This window comes from Bifidobacterium sp. UTCIF-39 (genome assembly GCF_006408715.1).
GTDB classification, from domain to species: domain Bacteria; phylum Actinomycetota; class Actinomycetes; order Actinomycetales; family Bifidobacteriaceae; genus Galliscardovia; species Galliscardovia tissieri.
The window spans coordinates 1-13,968 of record NZ_JEOG01000029.1 but is presented as its reverse complement, the minus strand read 5'-3'; the positions used below and the strand labels follow the sequence as shown (position 1 = coordinate 13,968).

The following is a 13,968-nucleotide window of genomic DNA, read 5'->3' as shown; positions in this document are numbered from 1 at the left end:
AAGGAAAGGAAACAGTGATGAAATCGCTGATGAAGAAGATCGCAGCCGTGGCGCTTGCCGCCGCGACCGCGCTGGGCATGGCGGGCGTCGCCGCGACGACCGCCAACGCCGCTGGACCGGCCACCCTGACCGTGACCAGCGATAACGCCGGGTTCTCTGGCAATACAGTCACCGCCTACCAGATGTTCTCGGCCACGCCGAACGCCGATGGCGAGAGCGCCACCTACACGCTGAACTCGGGTTGGACCGAGTTCTTCACTGGGGATAACGGTGTGCTTACCGACAAGACCGTGACCGGTGAGGCGTTGGATAAGGCCGCATCGGATTACGTGCGCAACCTCGGTGCGGATGACTCTGACGAAGTGATCAAGTTCGCGGCATCCGCATCGGCATGGGCTACCAAGCAGACCAACCTGAAGCCGGCTTCCGTTAAGGCCAGTGAAACGGCACCGTACACGGCGACTTTCTCAGGTCTGGACTACGGTTATTATCTGGTGACCAACGAGGCCGCGGGTTCGATTCCGCACGCCATCCTCACCAACGTGACGAAGACTGAACAGACAGTAAAGCTGAAGTCCGAGTACCCGACCGTCAACAAGACGGTCACCGGCACGGGTACGAAGCCCGAAAACACCGATAAGGGCAGCAGCGCCCAGATCGGCGACACGGTCAACTTCACGGTAAAGTCCAAGGTGCCGAATTACACCGCGTACGCTGCCGACTTCAAGTACACCTTCAAGTTCACCGATACCCTGTCCAAGGGACTCACGTTCAAGAATGACGTCAAGGTGACCGTGAACGGCACAGCGCTGACCGCAGACCAGTTCGACGTTACCTCCACTAATGCCACCGATGATGCCACGGCCCTTACCATCGATCTGGCCAAGTCCATCAAGGGATTCGCCACTGACAAGGCCACCATCGGCACGGAGATCGTCGTCACCTACTCCGCAACGGTGAACGAACAGGCAGTGGCCGGACAGGATACGGCCAGCAACTCCGTGAAGCTGATCTACAGCAACGATCCGAACAACCAGGACAGTGTGGATGACACTCCGGAAAGCAAGACCCACACCTACACCTTCAACTTCGATCTGAAGAAGGTCGATGCCAAGGATGCCAACAAGACTCTTGCCGGAGCCGTGTTCCATCTGGCAAAGAAGGATGGCACGCTCGTGAACCTGATAAAGGATGGGGAATCCTACCGTCCGGTCAAGGACGGGGAGACCGGCGTTGCGGATGGTAAGGTCACCACTCCGGCAACCGGCGTGATCAAGTTCACCGGTCTGGCTGCCGGCGAATATCAGCTCGTCGAGGATCAGGCTCCGAACGGATACAACAAGCTGACCGATCCGATCTCCGTGACGATCACCGCCACCTATAACGCCGACGGTACGCTCAACACCTCCAATGTTGCGTACTCATACGGTGCTGAGAAGGGTACCGGTACCACGATCACCGTCAAGAACAATGAAGGCGCCCTCCTCCCCGGCACCGGTGGTATGGGTACTGTGGCGTTCACCGTGGTCGGCGTGATCGTGATCGCCCTCGGTGTGGCCTGGGCCGTCCAGCGCAAGCGCGCCAACGCCTGAGTCAGCCATGTCTGAGTCGGTCTCTCCTCAGGACTGATCCGGACGCCATGGTCGGCCGTCTCCTCGACGATGATCGATATTCCACACATCGGAACATCGCCGAGTGACGGCCGGCCGTCACCATCCACAAGCGTCTTATCATGAAAAAACTGCGTGACATTCTGCCCATTCTGGTGATCATCGGAGGACTGCTCGTGCTGTTCTACCCGACGATCAGCAACATTCTCATCATGCGCAACTCCAGCCATGTCGTCAGCCATTACGATGCGGCCGTCGACGCGCTGTCCGACGAGGAATACCAGAAGATCATGGATGCCGCGCGCGCATACAATGCGAAGATCGCCGAACAGGATGCCGGTGGCACCACGAACGCACTGTCGAACGCGGTGGGTGCCGACGCCTCCGACAGCGAATACATGAGCCTGCTCAATCTCAACGGCGACGGCATGATGGGGTACATCACCGTGCCACGCCTTCACGAGACCCTGCCCATCTACCACGGCACCGCCGAAAAGGTGCTGCAGGTGGGCATCGGTCATCTGGAGGGCACGTCGCTGCCCATCGGCGGGGCGTCCACGCATGCCGCGGTGTCCGGGCACCGGGGACTGCCCAGCGCCAAGCTGTTCACCGATCTCAACCGGGTGAAGACCGGCGATCGGTTCTATATCACAGTCCTCAAGGACACGTATGCGTACGAGGTGGATCGCATCACCACGGTGCTGCCCACCGACACGCAGGAACTCGCCATCCAGGATGGCGAGGATCAGGTGACGCTGATCACCTGCACGCCCTACGGCGTGAACTCACACAGACTTCTGGTGCGTGGCCATCGCGTGCCATACACGCCCGCCATGAATGCGGAGTCGGCGAAACGATTCGGACTCGATATTCCGGTGCAGTACCTCGTTCCGCTGATCGGGCTGGCGGTGCTGCTCGTAGGCGGCGGCATAGCGCATCACATCTACCGACGGCGGCACGCCGTGGCCGCGCATCACAGCGGCGAACGGGGTCACGCGGACGAGCGTGACGGCGGAAACGAAAGGAGACCGCGACATGGGAGACATTCATAGCGCGCATGGCGCATCCGGGCGGCGGTCGACCCGTGAGGGCGGCATTCGACTGTTCGCCTTGCCAGCCGCCATTCTTAGTGTGATCACACTAACCGTGATGCTGGCCATATCGTGGGGGTTGCTGTTCCCCACGTCTGCGTCGGCGTCTGCGGCATCGGGGCGTGTCGGCACGCTGACGATCTCGGCCACAGTCGCCGATGGCGGCACCCGCGTGCTTGCCGGCGACACGTATGCCGTGGCGCAGGTGGCCGACGCGACGATCGGAGACGATGGTACGATCAACGGATTTTCCACACGCGATGCGTTCTCAGCAGTCGGCAGGGACTGGGGATCGCTCAGCTCGTCACAATACAATGAGGCCGCCAAGGAACTCGCCGAATACGCATCCTCGCACGGTCTCTATGATGTGACCGATCATGCCGTGACCGGTGCCGATGGACGTGCGGTCGTGCGAGACCTTGCGCCGGGACTGTATCTGGTATCGCGTACCGCCGTGGCCGATGCGAATTCCGCGTACGTGTGCGACGCGTTTCTGGTGGCGATTCCGGAGACGGAGCCGGGAACGTCCGGGGGGCGCGTCATCCGCGGCGAACTATGCCGTGGTCGCATCACCCAAGTTCGAACAGGTTCCCGCTCCCGGTCCGGAACCGTCGGAGAATCCGTCCGGCAAGCCCACGCCGGAACCGTCGAAGAACCCGTCGCCCACTCCGGCCGTGCCGTCGCAGCAGTCGAACATCGCCAAGACCGGTGCCGCGATCATGCGCTACGTGCAGGTCGCCGTGATCTTCGGCGGCATCGCACTGGTGTTCCTGTTCATCCGTTCCCGGTACGCCAGCACCCGGCACGACGATCTGCACTGAACCGGACTCGTCCGGTGCCTGCCTGTTTCTTAGTGTGATCACACTAGGGAACAGGCAGTGCTGTATTGTGCGTACTGTGCGTATGGTGCGTATTGTGCACATGGAAAATGTGAGCGGGAACATGATATTGGCAAAGCGTGGCAAGTTCTTACGTCAATGATTGCAATGCCTGTACAGTGAGAAGCACCTTCCGGCAGTGACGCTTTCGGAGGGAATCTCACATTGTTCGGTTTCGTTTCACGATGGTCGTGATATGTGCGGATCGAGCATCGAAAGGACAGACATGGGCGTGTACGTCATCACCGGCGCGACGAGCGGCATCGGAGCCAAAACCGCTGAAATCCTGCGCAACCGCGGCCATGAGGTCGTCAACATCGATCTCAAGGACGGCGACATCAGCGCGAACCTGGCCACCAAGGAGGGCCGTCAGTACGCGATCGACCAGCTGCACGAACGCTACCCCGACGGCATCGACGCCATGATCTGCAACGCGGGCGTGGCTGGTGGCCGCGCACCCATCCCGCTGATCGTCTCTCTCAACTACTTCGGCGCCACCGTGATGGCGCAGGGCGTGTTCGACCTGCTCAAGAAGAAGCACGGCAGCTGCACCGTCACCTCCTCCAACTCCATCGCGCACGGCGATGCCCGCATGGACGTGGTCGGCATGCTCAACAACAACCCCGACGAGGACCGCATCGTCAACCTCGTCAAGGACTACGATCCGATCGGCGGCCACGCCTTCTACGCCGCCACCAAGTACGCGCTCGCCCGCTGGGCCCGCCGCATGAGCGCCCAGTGGGGTGCCTCCGGCGTGCGTCTCAACGCAGTCGCCCCCGGCAACGTGCGCACCGCCATGACCGGCAACCTGCTACCCGAACAGCGCGTGGCCATGGAGGCCATCCAGGTGCCCACGCACTACGGCGAGGAGCCGCTCATGGACCCGGAGGAGGTGGCCAACGTGATCGCGTTCGTGGCCAGCCCCGAGGCCGCCGGCCTCAATGGCGTGGTGCTCTTCGCCGACGGCGGCACCGACGCGCTCCTCCACTCCGAGAAGGTCTACTGATCCGGCTCTCGCCCCCGACATTCGTCGCGGCGGTCCGCGGCGAATCAACCACTAGAAACATTGCAGACAGGAGACTTTTCATGATCATCGACGACTACATCAAGGCCCTGCAGGACAAGGACTACGAAGCGCTCGGCTCGTGCTTCGCCGAACAGAGCCGCATGTTCGACTACTGCCCGTCACTCGTAGGCAAGGAGAACATCTTCCTCTACGGCGACAAGGCCATCGACATGTTCTTCCACAACCAGTTCGTGATCGGCGGATTCTCGGTGAGCGATCCGCATATGGTCAACAGCCGAACCGTGAACTTCTACGCCAACTACGCCGGCACCATCATCCACGCGCTCGCGCAGATCGAAAGCGTGGACGATGACGGGCGAATCCAGGAGCTCGTGATCCGTCCGGCGTGACGACGTTTACTGAATTGGTGACTGACTGACCGGTCCGACCGCGACAATCGCGGTCGGACCGGTCGTTGATTTGTGGTCATTGTCGATCATTGTCCGACATGATGTGACATGTTCCGTGTTGCATACGTGTCATATCGCCTATCGTGCGGTAATATTGTTAAGTAAATATATTTACTGCGTAATGTCGCGCTGGCAAAGGCGCGTATTGGAGACGCGAGAAGCATGGTCACGATCAAGGAAATCGCCAAACGGGCGGGGTATTCGCAGGCGACAGTGTCCCGTCTGCTCAACGGCGACCCCACGCTGTCGGTGAAGGACGAGACCCGTCGCCGGATCATTCAGGTGAGCGAGGAACTGGGGTATGCCACGCAGGCTTCCCGACGCGTTGTGCTGCCGCGCAAGGTCGCCATTCTTGACATGGTCGACCCTGGCGATCATCTGGAGGACGCCTACTTCAACGAACTGCGCGATGTGGTGGTGAGCAGTGCCGTCGAGCAGCATATGGACATCGAATTCCACACCGATGTGAACGAGCTGATCGACGCCAGTGCGCAGTACGACGGATTCATCACGATCGGCGCCGAGGTGATCGCCCATGACGATTTGCGCCGACTGCACGAGGTACTGCCATATGGCGTGTTTCTCGACACCAACCCCGCGCCGAACCTGTTCGATTCTGTGCAGCCCGACCTGCAGCAGACCGTGCTCGACGCGCTGGACGAATTCGCCGCGGCGGGCATGAAGCGCGTCGGTTTCATCGGCGGCGTCGGCCGTATCGGCGGCACGCATGAATACCCCGAGGACATGCGACTGCTGTCGTTCCGCAACTGGGTCAACCGACTCGGATTCGACACCGATGGTCTGATCTACATCGACGGCCCGTTCAATGTGGAAAGCGGACGAAAGCTGGGGGAGCGAATCATCGCCGAACGTCGGGACGACCTGCCCGATGCGTTTCTGGTGGCTGCCGATGTGATCGCCGTGGGCGTGCTGCAGTCGTTCAACGCGGCCGGCGTGATCGTGCCGCGTGACGTGAGCCTGATCAGCGTGAACAACCAGCCGATCGCACAGTACACGTCACCCGCACTGAGCACGTATGACATCGACCGGCATGAGCTGGTGCGTACCGGCATCAACCTGCTCGGCGAGACGATGTCCGGATTGCACCGGGTGAAGCATCACGTACTGCTGTCGACCACGCTGGTGGCCCGGGACAGTTTCGTGCCGGCGAAGCATGGGTGACCGATCGACGGCACGAAAAACAAATCGGCGTCCTACGGTCCCAATGCGGGGCCGTAGGACGCCGATCGCGTATATCTGCGTATCCGCTAGATCAGGGACAGCGTCACGTCAAGCACAAGCGGCTGATCGGCGTCCAGCTGGAACTGCGGATGCACCGGGGCGCCCCACGAATCGTCGCCACCCACACCCATCTGTGCGGCCAGCAGACGCAGGAACGTGTGGCGCGGCGCGGGAAGCTCGTTCTGGTGACGCGCCTCCTCGAGCATCAGCGTGCTGTACGGCAGCAGGCTCACGTCGAATCCTGTGGCACCCGCCTCGCCGCGGCCGGCGGTCACGCGCATGCCATGACCGGTCACATCGGTGATCTCGGCCCAGCGCACATCCTCGTGGTTGCCGGTCTCCTGCGGCACCAGATACGGTGCCACGGAATCGGCCGCCGTGGTGGCATACACGCCCAGCTTGCCGCCGTTCTTCCGATCGAGATACGTCTCGTCGGGACCGAAACCGTAGAACTTCAGGTTCTCGTACTCGACCGGCAGCGTCCACTCGAGGCCGAACGCCGGCAGGGTCGGCGCATCCACGCCACCCGGATAGGAGGCGGTCAGATGCACGCTGCCGTCGGCCGCCACCTCGTAACGCACGGTCACACGCGTACGGTTCGGCTCGGCCAGCTCATACGTATACGTGGCGGTCGCGGAATCAACGTCGGCATCGAACGCGGTATCCACCACGCGGGCGTACCGGCCGGCACCGAACCACTGCACGCGGTCGAAACCGCTGCCGTTGCCGCGATCATTGTCGGTGAGCGGACGGAACGTCGTCAGATCGGGACGACGGATCACCATCTCGCGCTCGCCGGAGCGGAACGACACCATGCCGCCCTGCGTGCGGGACAGAATCACCTCGAAATCGTTGCCATTCGTGCCGTGAGCGCCGAGATTCCAACGGGAGTTCACGATCTCGATATTGGCGTCGGCGTCGGTGCTGGTGGTGCCAGCGGCCGCTGCGGTCTCGGCCGACTCATCGGCTTCGTCATCCGCGCCGGCACCCTTCACCACGGTCACATGCTGGCCGAACGCCAGCTCATAGCCGGCCTCCGCCCAATCGGTGGCCTGTGCCAGCCGCTGATCCACCTCGTACGTCACCTCGACGTCATCGCGCTCGCACACATCCGGGAACGCCACGTCGAAACGACGGGTCTCGCCGGCCGGCACGTCGAAACGATAATCGGCGCTCCACGTCTGCACGCCGTTGACCAGCAGACGTGCGGTGAACACGTAACCGGCGGTCGAAACGAACAGATTGTCGTTCGTGATCGTCACATCGGCGTCGGTCGGCTCGATCTTCACGTTCGCATACAGCTGCTTGACCTCCTGCGCCTTGGGGGACACGGTGCGGTCGGCGAACACGATGCCGTCGCCGGCGAACTCGTAGTCGTGCGGACGGTCGCCCCAATCGCCGCCGTAGGCGAGGCGCTCACTGCCGTCACCGAGCTTCTGCCACATGGCCTGATCGATGTAATCCCAGATGAATCCGCCCTGGTAATGCGGGTAGCGCTCCAGATCGGTGTACAGCTTCATGCCACCGACGGAGTTGCCCATCGCGTGCATGTACTCGCAGGAGATGTACGGCTTCTTCGGGTCGTTGGTCAGATATTCCTCGATCTCGGCCGGCTTGGCGTACATGCGGCTTTCGATGTCGGACAGCGCGTCGAACTCGCGGTTCCAGAACACGCCCTCGTAGTGCACCGGACGGGTGGGGTCGATCTGATGCGTCAGATCGCTCATCGCCTTGATCACGGTGCCGGCGTAGGATTCGTTGCCCATGGACCAGATGATCACGCTCGGGTGATTGAAATCGCGGCGGATCATGGTGTTCGTGCGGTCGAGGCAGGCGCCCAGCCATTCGTCACGGCTGCCGGGCACGTTGGTGTCGGCGGTCACCTGGTCACCAGGGGCGTTCCACGTGCCGTGCGTTTCGAGGTTGGTCTCGTCGATCACGTACACGCCGTATTCGTCGCACAGTTCGTACCAGCGGGTCTGGTTCGGGTAGTGGCTGGTGCGCACGGCGTTGAGGTTGTGACGCTTGAAGAAGCGGATGTCCCACAGCATGTCCTCTTCGGTGACGGCACGACCGTGGCGGGCGTCGAATTCGTGGCGGTCCACGCCCTTGAACACGATGCGCTTGCCGTTGAGCTTCATGATGCCGTCCTCGATGGCGAAGTGACGGAAGCCGATGCGGGTCTGCGCCACTTCGATCACATCATCGACGACGTCCTCGAACGCTCCGTTGAGCGTGACGGTGAGCGTGTAGAGGGTGGGCTCCTCGGCGCTCCACGGGTTCACCTCGCCCACGCCGGATGCGATGTGCAGCGTGCCGTCGGCGATGGTCGCGCCGTCGTATTCCTGCTTCCAGACGACGTTGCCGTCGACGTCGGTGATTTCGGCGAGCGCGGATCCGAGTTCGGGGGCATCGTCGGTACGGGTGAGCGTGACGGTGGCGTCGATCGAGCCTTCACCGGTGGTGTGGTCGTAGTCGGCCACCACGGCGAGGTCGTTCACGTGCACTGCGGGGTGGGCGGTGAGCTCCACGCTGCGGAACAGGCCGTAGAGACGCCAGTAGTCCTGGTCCTCGAGCCAGCTGGCGGATGTGTATTCGTAGCAGGCGACGGCCAGCACGTTTTCGCCGTTGCGGATGGCGGAGGTCACGTCGAACTCGCTGGGGGTGAAGGAGTCCTCGGAGTAGCCGATGAACACGCCATTGAGCCATACGTAGATCGCGGTTTGCGCGCCTTGGAAGGTGATCGTGACGGGGCGGCCGTCTTCGATGGCGGCGGCGATCTCGCCTCCGGCGGTGAATGTGCGGCGGTAGAGCGCCACGTGGTTGTTCTCCGGAACGTCGGGGGCGATCGGGTCGTCGTGGCCGTCCCACGGGTATTGGATGTTCACGTACTGCGGGGTGAGATAGCCGCCTTCACTCAGGTGGGCGGGCACGGCGATGGTGCCGAATGCGGAGTCGTCGTAGTCGGGGTCGGCGAATGCGGGGGCGTGCTTGCCGGGTTCGCTGGCCACGGGGTAGCCTTCGGCGCCGGTGGTGACCACGCGGACGCGCCACTGGCCGTCGAGGCTGGTGCGCAGGGTCATGGTCTCGCCGGGCTGGGGTGCGTGGTCGTAGAAGCGGTGGCTGGTGTGTGCGGGCAGTCGGTTGACGGCGTATGTCTCCGGGTCGGCGATCCATGCGGCGTCGGCCTCGGCGGCGTGCCTGATGTGGATGGATTCGGTGAGCGATGTGGTGGATGAGGTGGGTTGGGTGGTCATGTTCCCTGTCTTTCTGACATGAACGTCGTTGTCGCAGTCGTGGTTGGTGGTGTACTGGGTGGCCGTCGCTTCGTCGGTCGACGGTCAAGAGCAGTAAAACTCTTTACTAATCACGGTAATATCAATTCTTTCTTTATGCAAGTCGTTGGAGTCAGAGTGTTGGAGGATTGTTGCCTATGTGTGGCAATCTACCCTGTTGTAGATTGATATTGTTACTTTTTTGTGCGATTTATGATGTGATAATGTTCGGTTTTTCTGTAGTGGGGGATAGATGGATTGTCCTCTAATATCCGGTCGATACGCCGATTGACGTGTCCGAGCGCGGTTCGGTAACTTCCTATCGTGCCAGACGTCTGATTTTGCAACGATTGTTGATGGTGGCGATGCGTGATGCATGCTGGACGCCTCGCTGCTGCAAGTGAACACGACACGACCGGATTGCTGATTAATCAGTAATGGATTTTACTTTATGGGGGTAACGTCGTACACTGACGCTTGTCAGATCAACGGAAGATCTTGCACATCAGTCTTCTAAGGAGAAGCACGATCATGAAGGAAGAAACCACAGCCGCAACCAAATCGGGCGGCATCGGACGCCGTATCTGCTATGCGATCGGCAACTTCGGTCAGTCCGCGTTCTACAACGCGCTGAGCACCTACTTCGTCGTCTACGTCACCAGCACCATGTTCGCCGGGGTCGACAAGGCGCTCGCCACCAAGCTCATCGGCATCATCACCGGTCTGATTGTGGCCATCCGTATCGGTGAGATCTTCATCGATCCGCTGCTGGGCAACCTCATCGACAACACCACAACCAAGTTCGGCCGCTTCCGCCCGTGGCAGGTCATCGGTGGCTGCACCTCCGCCGTGCTGCTCGCCCTCGTCTACACCGGCCTGTTCGGTCTGGTCAATGTGAGCGAGACGTGGTTCATCGTGCTGTTCGTGATCGTGTTCATCGTGCTCGACGTGTTCTACTCGCTGCGTGACATCTCCTACTGGGGCATGATTCCGGCGCTGTCCGAGGACTCTCATGAGCGCAGCGTCTACACCGCTCTCGGCTCCTTCACCGGCTCCATCGGCTACAACGGCATCACCGTGGTCGTCATCCCGATCGTCACCTACTTCAGCTACGTGTTCACCGGCTCCCACACCGAAAGCCAGTCCGGCTGGACGGCGTTCGGCGTCATCGTCGCGCTGCTTGGCATCCTCACCGCACTCACCGTCGCGTTCGGTACCAAGGAGAACGAGAGTGCACTGCGTTCCAAGGCCCAGGAGAACGGCAACCCGCTGCAGGCGTTCGGCGCCCTGGCCCACAACGACCAGCTGCTGTGGGTCGCGCTGAGCTACCTGCTGTACGCCATCGCCAACGTGGCCACCACCGGCGTGCTGCTCTACCTGTTCAAGTTCGTACTCGGCCAGCCGGCCGCCTTCTCCATCGCCGGCGTGATCCCGATCATCACCGGTCTGGTCGCCGCGCCGCTCTACCCGATCCTCAACCGCTACATCCCGCGCCGCTACCTCTACCTCGCGGGCATGGTGTTCATGATCGCCGGCTACGTGATGTTCATCATCGGCGCGCAGAGCCTCACCCTCGTGATCGTGGCCCTCGTACTGTTCTACATCCCCGCTACGTTCATCCAGATGACCGCCATTCTGAGCCTTACGGATTCCATCGAGTACGGTCAGCTCAAGACCGGTCGTCGTAACGAGGCCGTGACCCTGTCCGTGCGACCGATGCTCGACAAGATCGCCGGCGCATTCTCCAACGGCATCGTCGGCTTCATCGCCGTGGCCGCCGGCATGGTCGGCACCGCCACCGCCGCCGACATGACCGCCGCCAACATCCGCACCTTCAAGATGTTCGCCTTCTACACGCCGCTCGCCCTGATCGTGGCCAGCCTCCTCGTGTTCATGTTCACCGTGAAGATCGACGAGAAGATGCACGCCGAGATCGTCGAGGAGCTTGAGGCCAAGCTCGCCAGCGGCGAGATCGAGTCCGAGGATGCCAAGGACGCCGATCTCGTCGAGGAGAACGCCTCGGAGGGTGCTTCCGCCAGGAAGTAACGCGTACCGCGGTTCACAACATGGCGATACCTTGACTCCATTGGTTCCACCATTGAAAAATGGACGGAATCATCAGGCATCCCCGTGTTGTGAACCGCTTCCTCCGATAAAATGTGAAGAAAAAGTGAATATGTTGAGGTGTCGTGTCGCCGTGGTTTTGTTGCGGCCTTCACCCTCCGCGATATTCGCTTCCATGGCTCCGAAAGCATTCTCCGACAACGGTGTCGGATGATCATCCGGAACCATGGCCGCAGTCGCGTCCTCGGCATTCCGAAACGAATCCGCCTCCCGATTCGCCCCGTTTTGCGTGTCTTCCCTCGCAAACCGGGGCGCAATACTTTCGCGGAAGCGGCTTTTCGCCGTCTCGTCGCAACAAAATCATTGAACAAGCATGCCGTCACATGGGCGATAACGTTACGGATATCGGATCAAAGGCTGATCGTTCCGAATGGTTTACACGCACGATCATTCGGATTTCTTCTAAGGAGAAGAACCTATGTCCAGTAACGAATCGTCGCCGGTGGCACCGTCGAAACGCCCACTGATGCGGCAGCACATCGTATACGCCTTCGGCAATCTGGGACAATCCGGCTTCTATAATGCGCTGAGCACCTACTTCGTCGTCTATGTCACCAGCTCCCTGTTCGCCAACGTCGACGAGACCGTCGCGTCACGGCTTATTGGGGTCATCACCGGTCTGATCGTGGTCATTCGCATCGCGGAGATCTTCATCGACCCGCTGCTGGGCAATCTTATCGACAACACCACCACAAGAATGGGACGGTTCCGTCCATGGCAGCTCATCGGCGGCACGGTCAGCGCCATCCTCCTATTCATGGTGTACACCGGCCTGTTCGGTCTGGTCAACGTGAACCAGACGTGGTTCATCGTGCTGTTCGTGATCGTGTTCATCGTGCTCGACGTGTTCTACTCGCTGCGTGACATCTCCTACTGGGGCATGATCCCCGCCATCTCTGAGGACTCCCATGAGCGCAGCGTCTACACTGCGCTCGGCTCCTTCGGTGGATCGATCGGTTACAACGGACTGACCATCATCGTCATCCCCGTGGTCTCGTACTTCAGCTTCCTGTTCACCGGCTCCTACGCCGAAAGCCAGTCCGGTTGGACGGCGTTCGGCATCATCGTCGCGCTGCTTGGCATCATCACCGCATGGTCGGTCGCATTCGGCACCAAAGAGCGGGAGAGCGCGCTGCGATCCAAGGCCCAGAAGAACGGCAACCCGTTGCAGGCGTTCGCCGCGCTCGCCAAGAACGATCAGCTGCTGTGGGTGGCGCTGAGCTATCTGTTCTACGCCGTCGCCAATACCGCCACCACCGGCGTGCTGTTCTACCTGTTCAAGTTCGTGCTCGGCCAGCCTGAGGCTTTCTCCATCGCCGGCGTGATTCCCGTATTCACCGGTCTGGGAGCCTCCGCGCTTTACCCGATCATCAATCGTTACGTGCCTCGTCGATACCTGTTCCTCGGTGGCATGGTGTTCATGGTGATCGCCTACCTGATCTTCATTTTCGCATCCTCCAGCCTGCCGCTGGTTGTCGTCGGACTGCTGTTCTTCTATCTGCCCGCTACGTTCATCCAGATGACCGCCATCCTGAGTCTCACCGACTCCGTTGAGTACGGTCAGCTCAAGACCGGTCGTCGTAACGAGGCCGTGACCCTGTCCGTGCGACCGATGCTCGACAAGATCGCCGGCGCCCTCAGCAATGGCATCGTCGGCTTCATCGCCGTGGCCGCCGGAATGGTAGGGTCGGCCACCGCCGCCGACATGACCGCCGCCAACATCCATACCTACAAGATCTTCGCCTTCTACACTCCACTGGCCTTCATCGTCGTCAGTGCGCTCGTGTTCATGTTCACCGTGAAGATCGACGAGAAGATGCATGCCGAGATCGTCGAGGAGCTTGAGGCCAAGCTCGCCAGCGGCGAGATCGAGTCCGAGGACGCCAAGGATGCCGATCTCGTCGAGGAGAACGCTGCGGAGGGTGCTGCTGCCAGGAAGTAGCGTGTGCGGCGGGTCACAAAACGGCGATGCCTTGACTCCATTGATGTTGCCATTGCGAAATGGACGGAATCATCAGGCATCCCCGTGTTGTGAACCGCTTTTTGTTTTGCATTCGGCCTTGGAGTGCCAAAATTCCGACGACGACGTCGGTCATTCGGACGATGGGATGGGCATGAAGTCAAAATTTCACATTATGAGATCGAGGAACGTGAAAACAATGGATTGACACAACGAAGTGGCGTTTGGGTGTTTGCGTTGAAAGATCAACGGAATGGTTGGATGCTGACCGTCGCTGTGCTGTGCCGTGCTTTTGCGAATGTGCATGTTGCG

The 13,968-nt window shown here is 60.8% G+C and carries 9 protein-coding genes; 8 read left to right on the top strand and 1 reads right to left on the bottom strand.

Features of this window, described 5'->3' with window-relative positions; genetic code table 11:
- Window positions 1–17: 17 nt before the first annotated feature.
- The 6 genes from EP30_RS10010 (at window position 18) to EP30_RS09985 (ending at window position 6,237) form a co-directional block, all read left to right on the top strand.
- Window positions 18–1,592: a SpaH/EbpB family LPXTG-anchored major pilin gene (locus tag EP30_RS10010; protein ID WP_181160875.1), complete on the top strand. Its 1,575-nt coding sequence runs from the start codon at window positions 18–20 to the stop codon at window positions 1,590–1,592.
- Between the two features lie 140 nt (window positions 1,593–1,732).
- Window positions 1,733–2,662, top strand: coding sequence for a class C sortase (locus tag EP30_RS10005; RefSeq protein WP_140558392.1), 930 nt, complete (start codon window positions 1,733–1,735; stop codon window positions 2,660–2,662).
- A 599-nt stretch (window positions 2,663–3,261) separates the two neighbouring features.
- The gene (locus EP30_RS10000) at window positions 3,262–3,522 is read left to right on the top strand and encodes a hypothetical protein (protein WP_140558390.1); all 261 of its coding nucleotides are present in this window, start codon (window positions 3,262–3,264) and stop codon (window positions 3,520–3,522) included.
- A 283-nt stretch (window positions 3,523–3,805) separates the two neighbouring features.
- Entirely contained in the window at window positions 3,806–4,585 is a 780-nt protein-coding gene (locus EP30_RS09995; RefSeq protein ID WP_094665483.1) for an SDR family oxidoreductase, read from the top strand.
- Window positions 4,586–4,665: 80 nt separating this feature from the next.
- The gene (locus tag EP30_RS09990; protein ID WP_140558388.1) at window positions 4,666–4,995 is read left to right on the top strand and encodes a hypothetical protein; all 330 of its coding nucleotides are present in this window, start codon (window positions 4,666–4,668) and stop codon (window positions 4,993–4,995) included.
- Window positions 4,996–5,217: 222 nt separating this feature from the next.
- Window positions 5,218–6,237 (top strand): LacI family DNA-binding transcriptional regulator, encoded by a 1,020-nt coding sequence (locus EP30_RS09985; RefSeq protein ID WP_140558386.1) that lies wholly within the window; start codon window positions 5,218–5,220, stop codon window positions 6,235–6,237.
- An 86-nt stretch (window positions 6,238–6,323) separates the two neighbouring features.
- Here the strand turns inward: EP30_RS09985 and EP30_RS09980 are convergent, their stop codons facing one another.
- On the bottom strand, window positions 6,324–9,554 hold the full coding sequence (locus tag EP30_RS09980; RefSeq protein ID WP_140558383.1) for a glycoside hydrolase family 2 TIM barrel-domain containing protein: 3,231 nt from the start codon (window positions 9,552–9,554) through the stop codon (window positions 6,324–6,326).
- A 549-nt stretch (window positions 9,555–10,103) separates the two neighbouring features.
- Here EP30_RS09980 and EP30_RS09975 point away from each other — a divergent pair.
- On the top strand, window positions 10,104–11,618 hold the full coding sequence (locus EP30_RS09975; protein WP_140558381.1) for a glycoside-pentoside-hexuronide (GPH):cation symporter: 1,515 nt from the start codon (window positions 10,104–10,106) through the stop codon (window positions 11,616–11,618).
- Window positions 11,619–12,162: 544 nt separating this feature from the next.
- Window positions 12,163–13,638, top strand: a complete 1,476-nt coding sequence (locus tag EP30_RS09970) for a glycoside-pentoside-hexuronide (GPH):cation symporter (RefSeq protein ID WP_258185479.1) — start codon at window positions 12,163–12,165, stop codon at window positions 13,636–13,638.
- Window positions 13,639–13,968: the final 330 nt, after the last annotated feature.

Coding starts and splice junctions, on each gene's coding strand:
- EP30_RS10010 (WP_181160875.1), top strand. CDS start 18: ATGAAATCGCTGATGAAGAAGATCGCAGCCGTGGCGCTTGCCGCCGCG.
- EP30_RS10005 (WP_140558392.1), top strand. CDS start 1,733: ATGAAAAAACTGCGTGACATTCTGCCCATTCTGGTGATCATCGGAGGA.
- EP30_RS09995 (WP_094665483.1), top strand. CDS start 3,806: ATGGGCGTGTACGTCATCACCGGCGCGACGAGCGGCATCGGAGCCAAA.
- EP30_RS09990 (WP_140558388.1), top strand. CDS start 4,666: ATGATCATCGACGACTACATCAAGGCCCTGCAGGACAAGGACTACGAA.
- EP30_RS09985 (WP_140558386.1), top strand. CDS start 5,218: ATGGTCACGATCAAGGAAATCGCCAAACGGGCGGGGTATTCGCAGGCG.
- EP30_RS09980 (WP_140558383.1), bottom strand. CDS start 9,554: ATGACCACCCAACCCACCTCATCCACCACATCGCTCACCGAATCCATC.
- EP30_RS09975 (WP_140558381.1), top strand. CDS start 10,104: ATGAAGGAAGAAACCACAGCCGCAACCAAATCGGGCGGCATCGGACGC.
- EP30_RS09970 (WP_258185479.1), top strand. CDS start 12,163: ATGCGGCAGCACATCGTATACGCCTTCGGCAATCTGGGACAATCCGGC.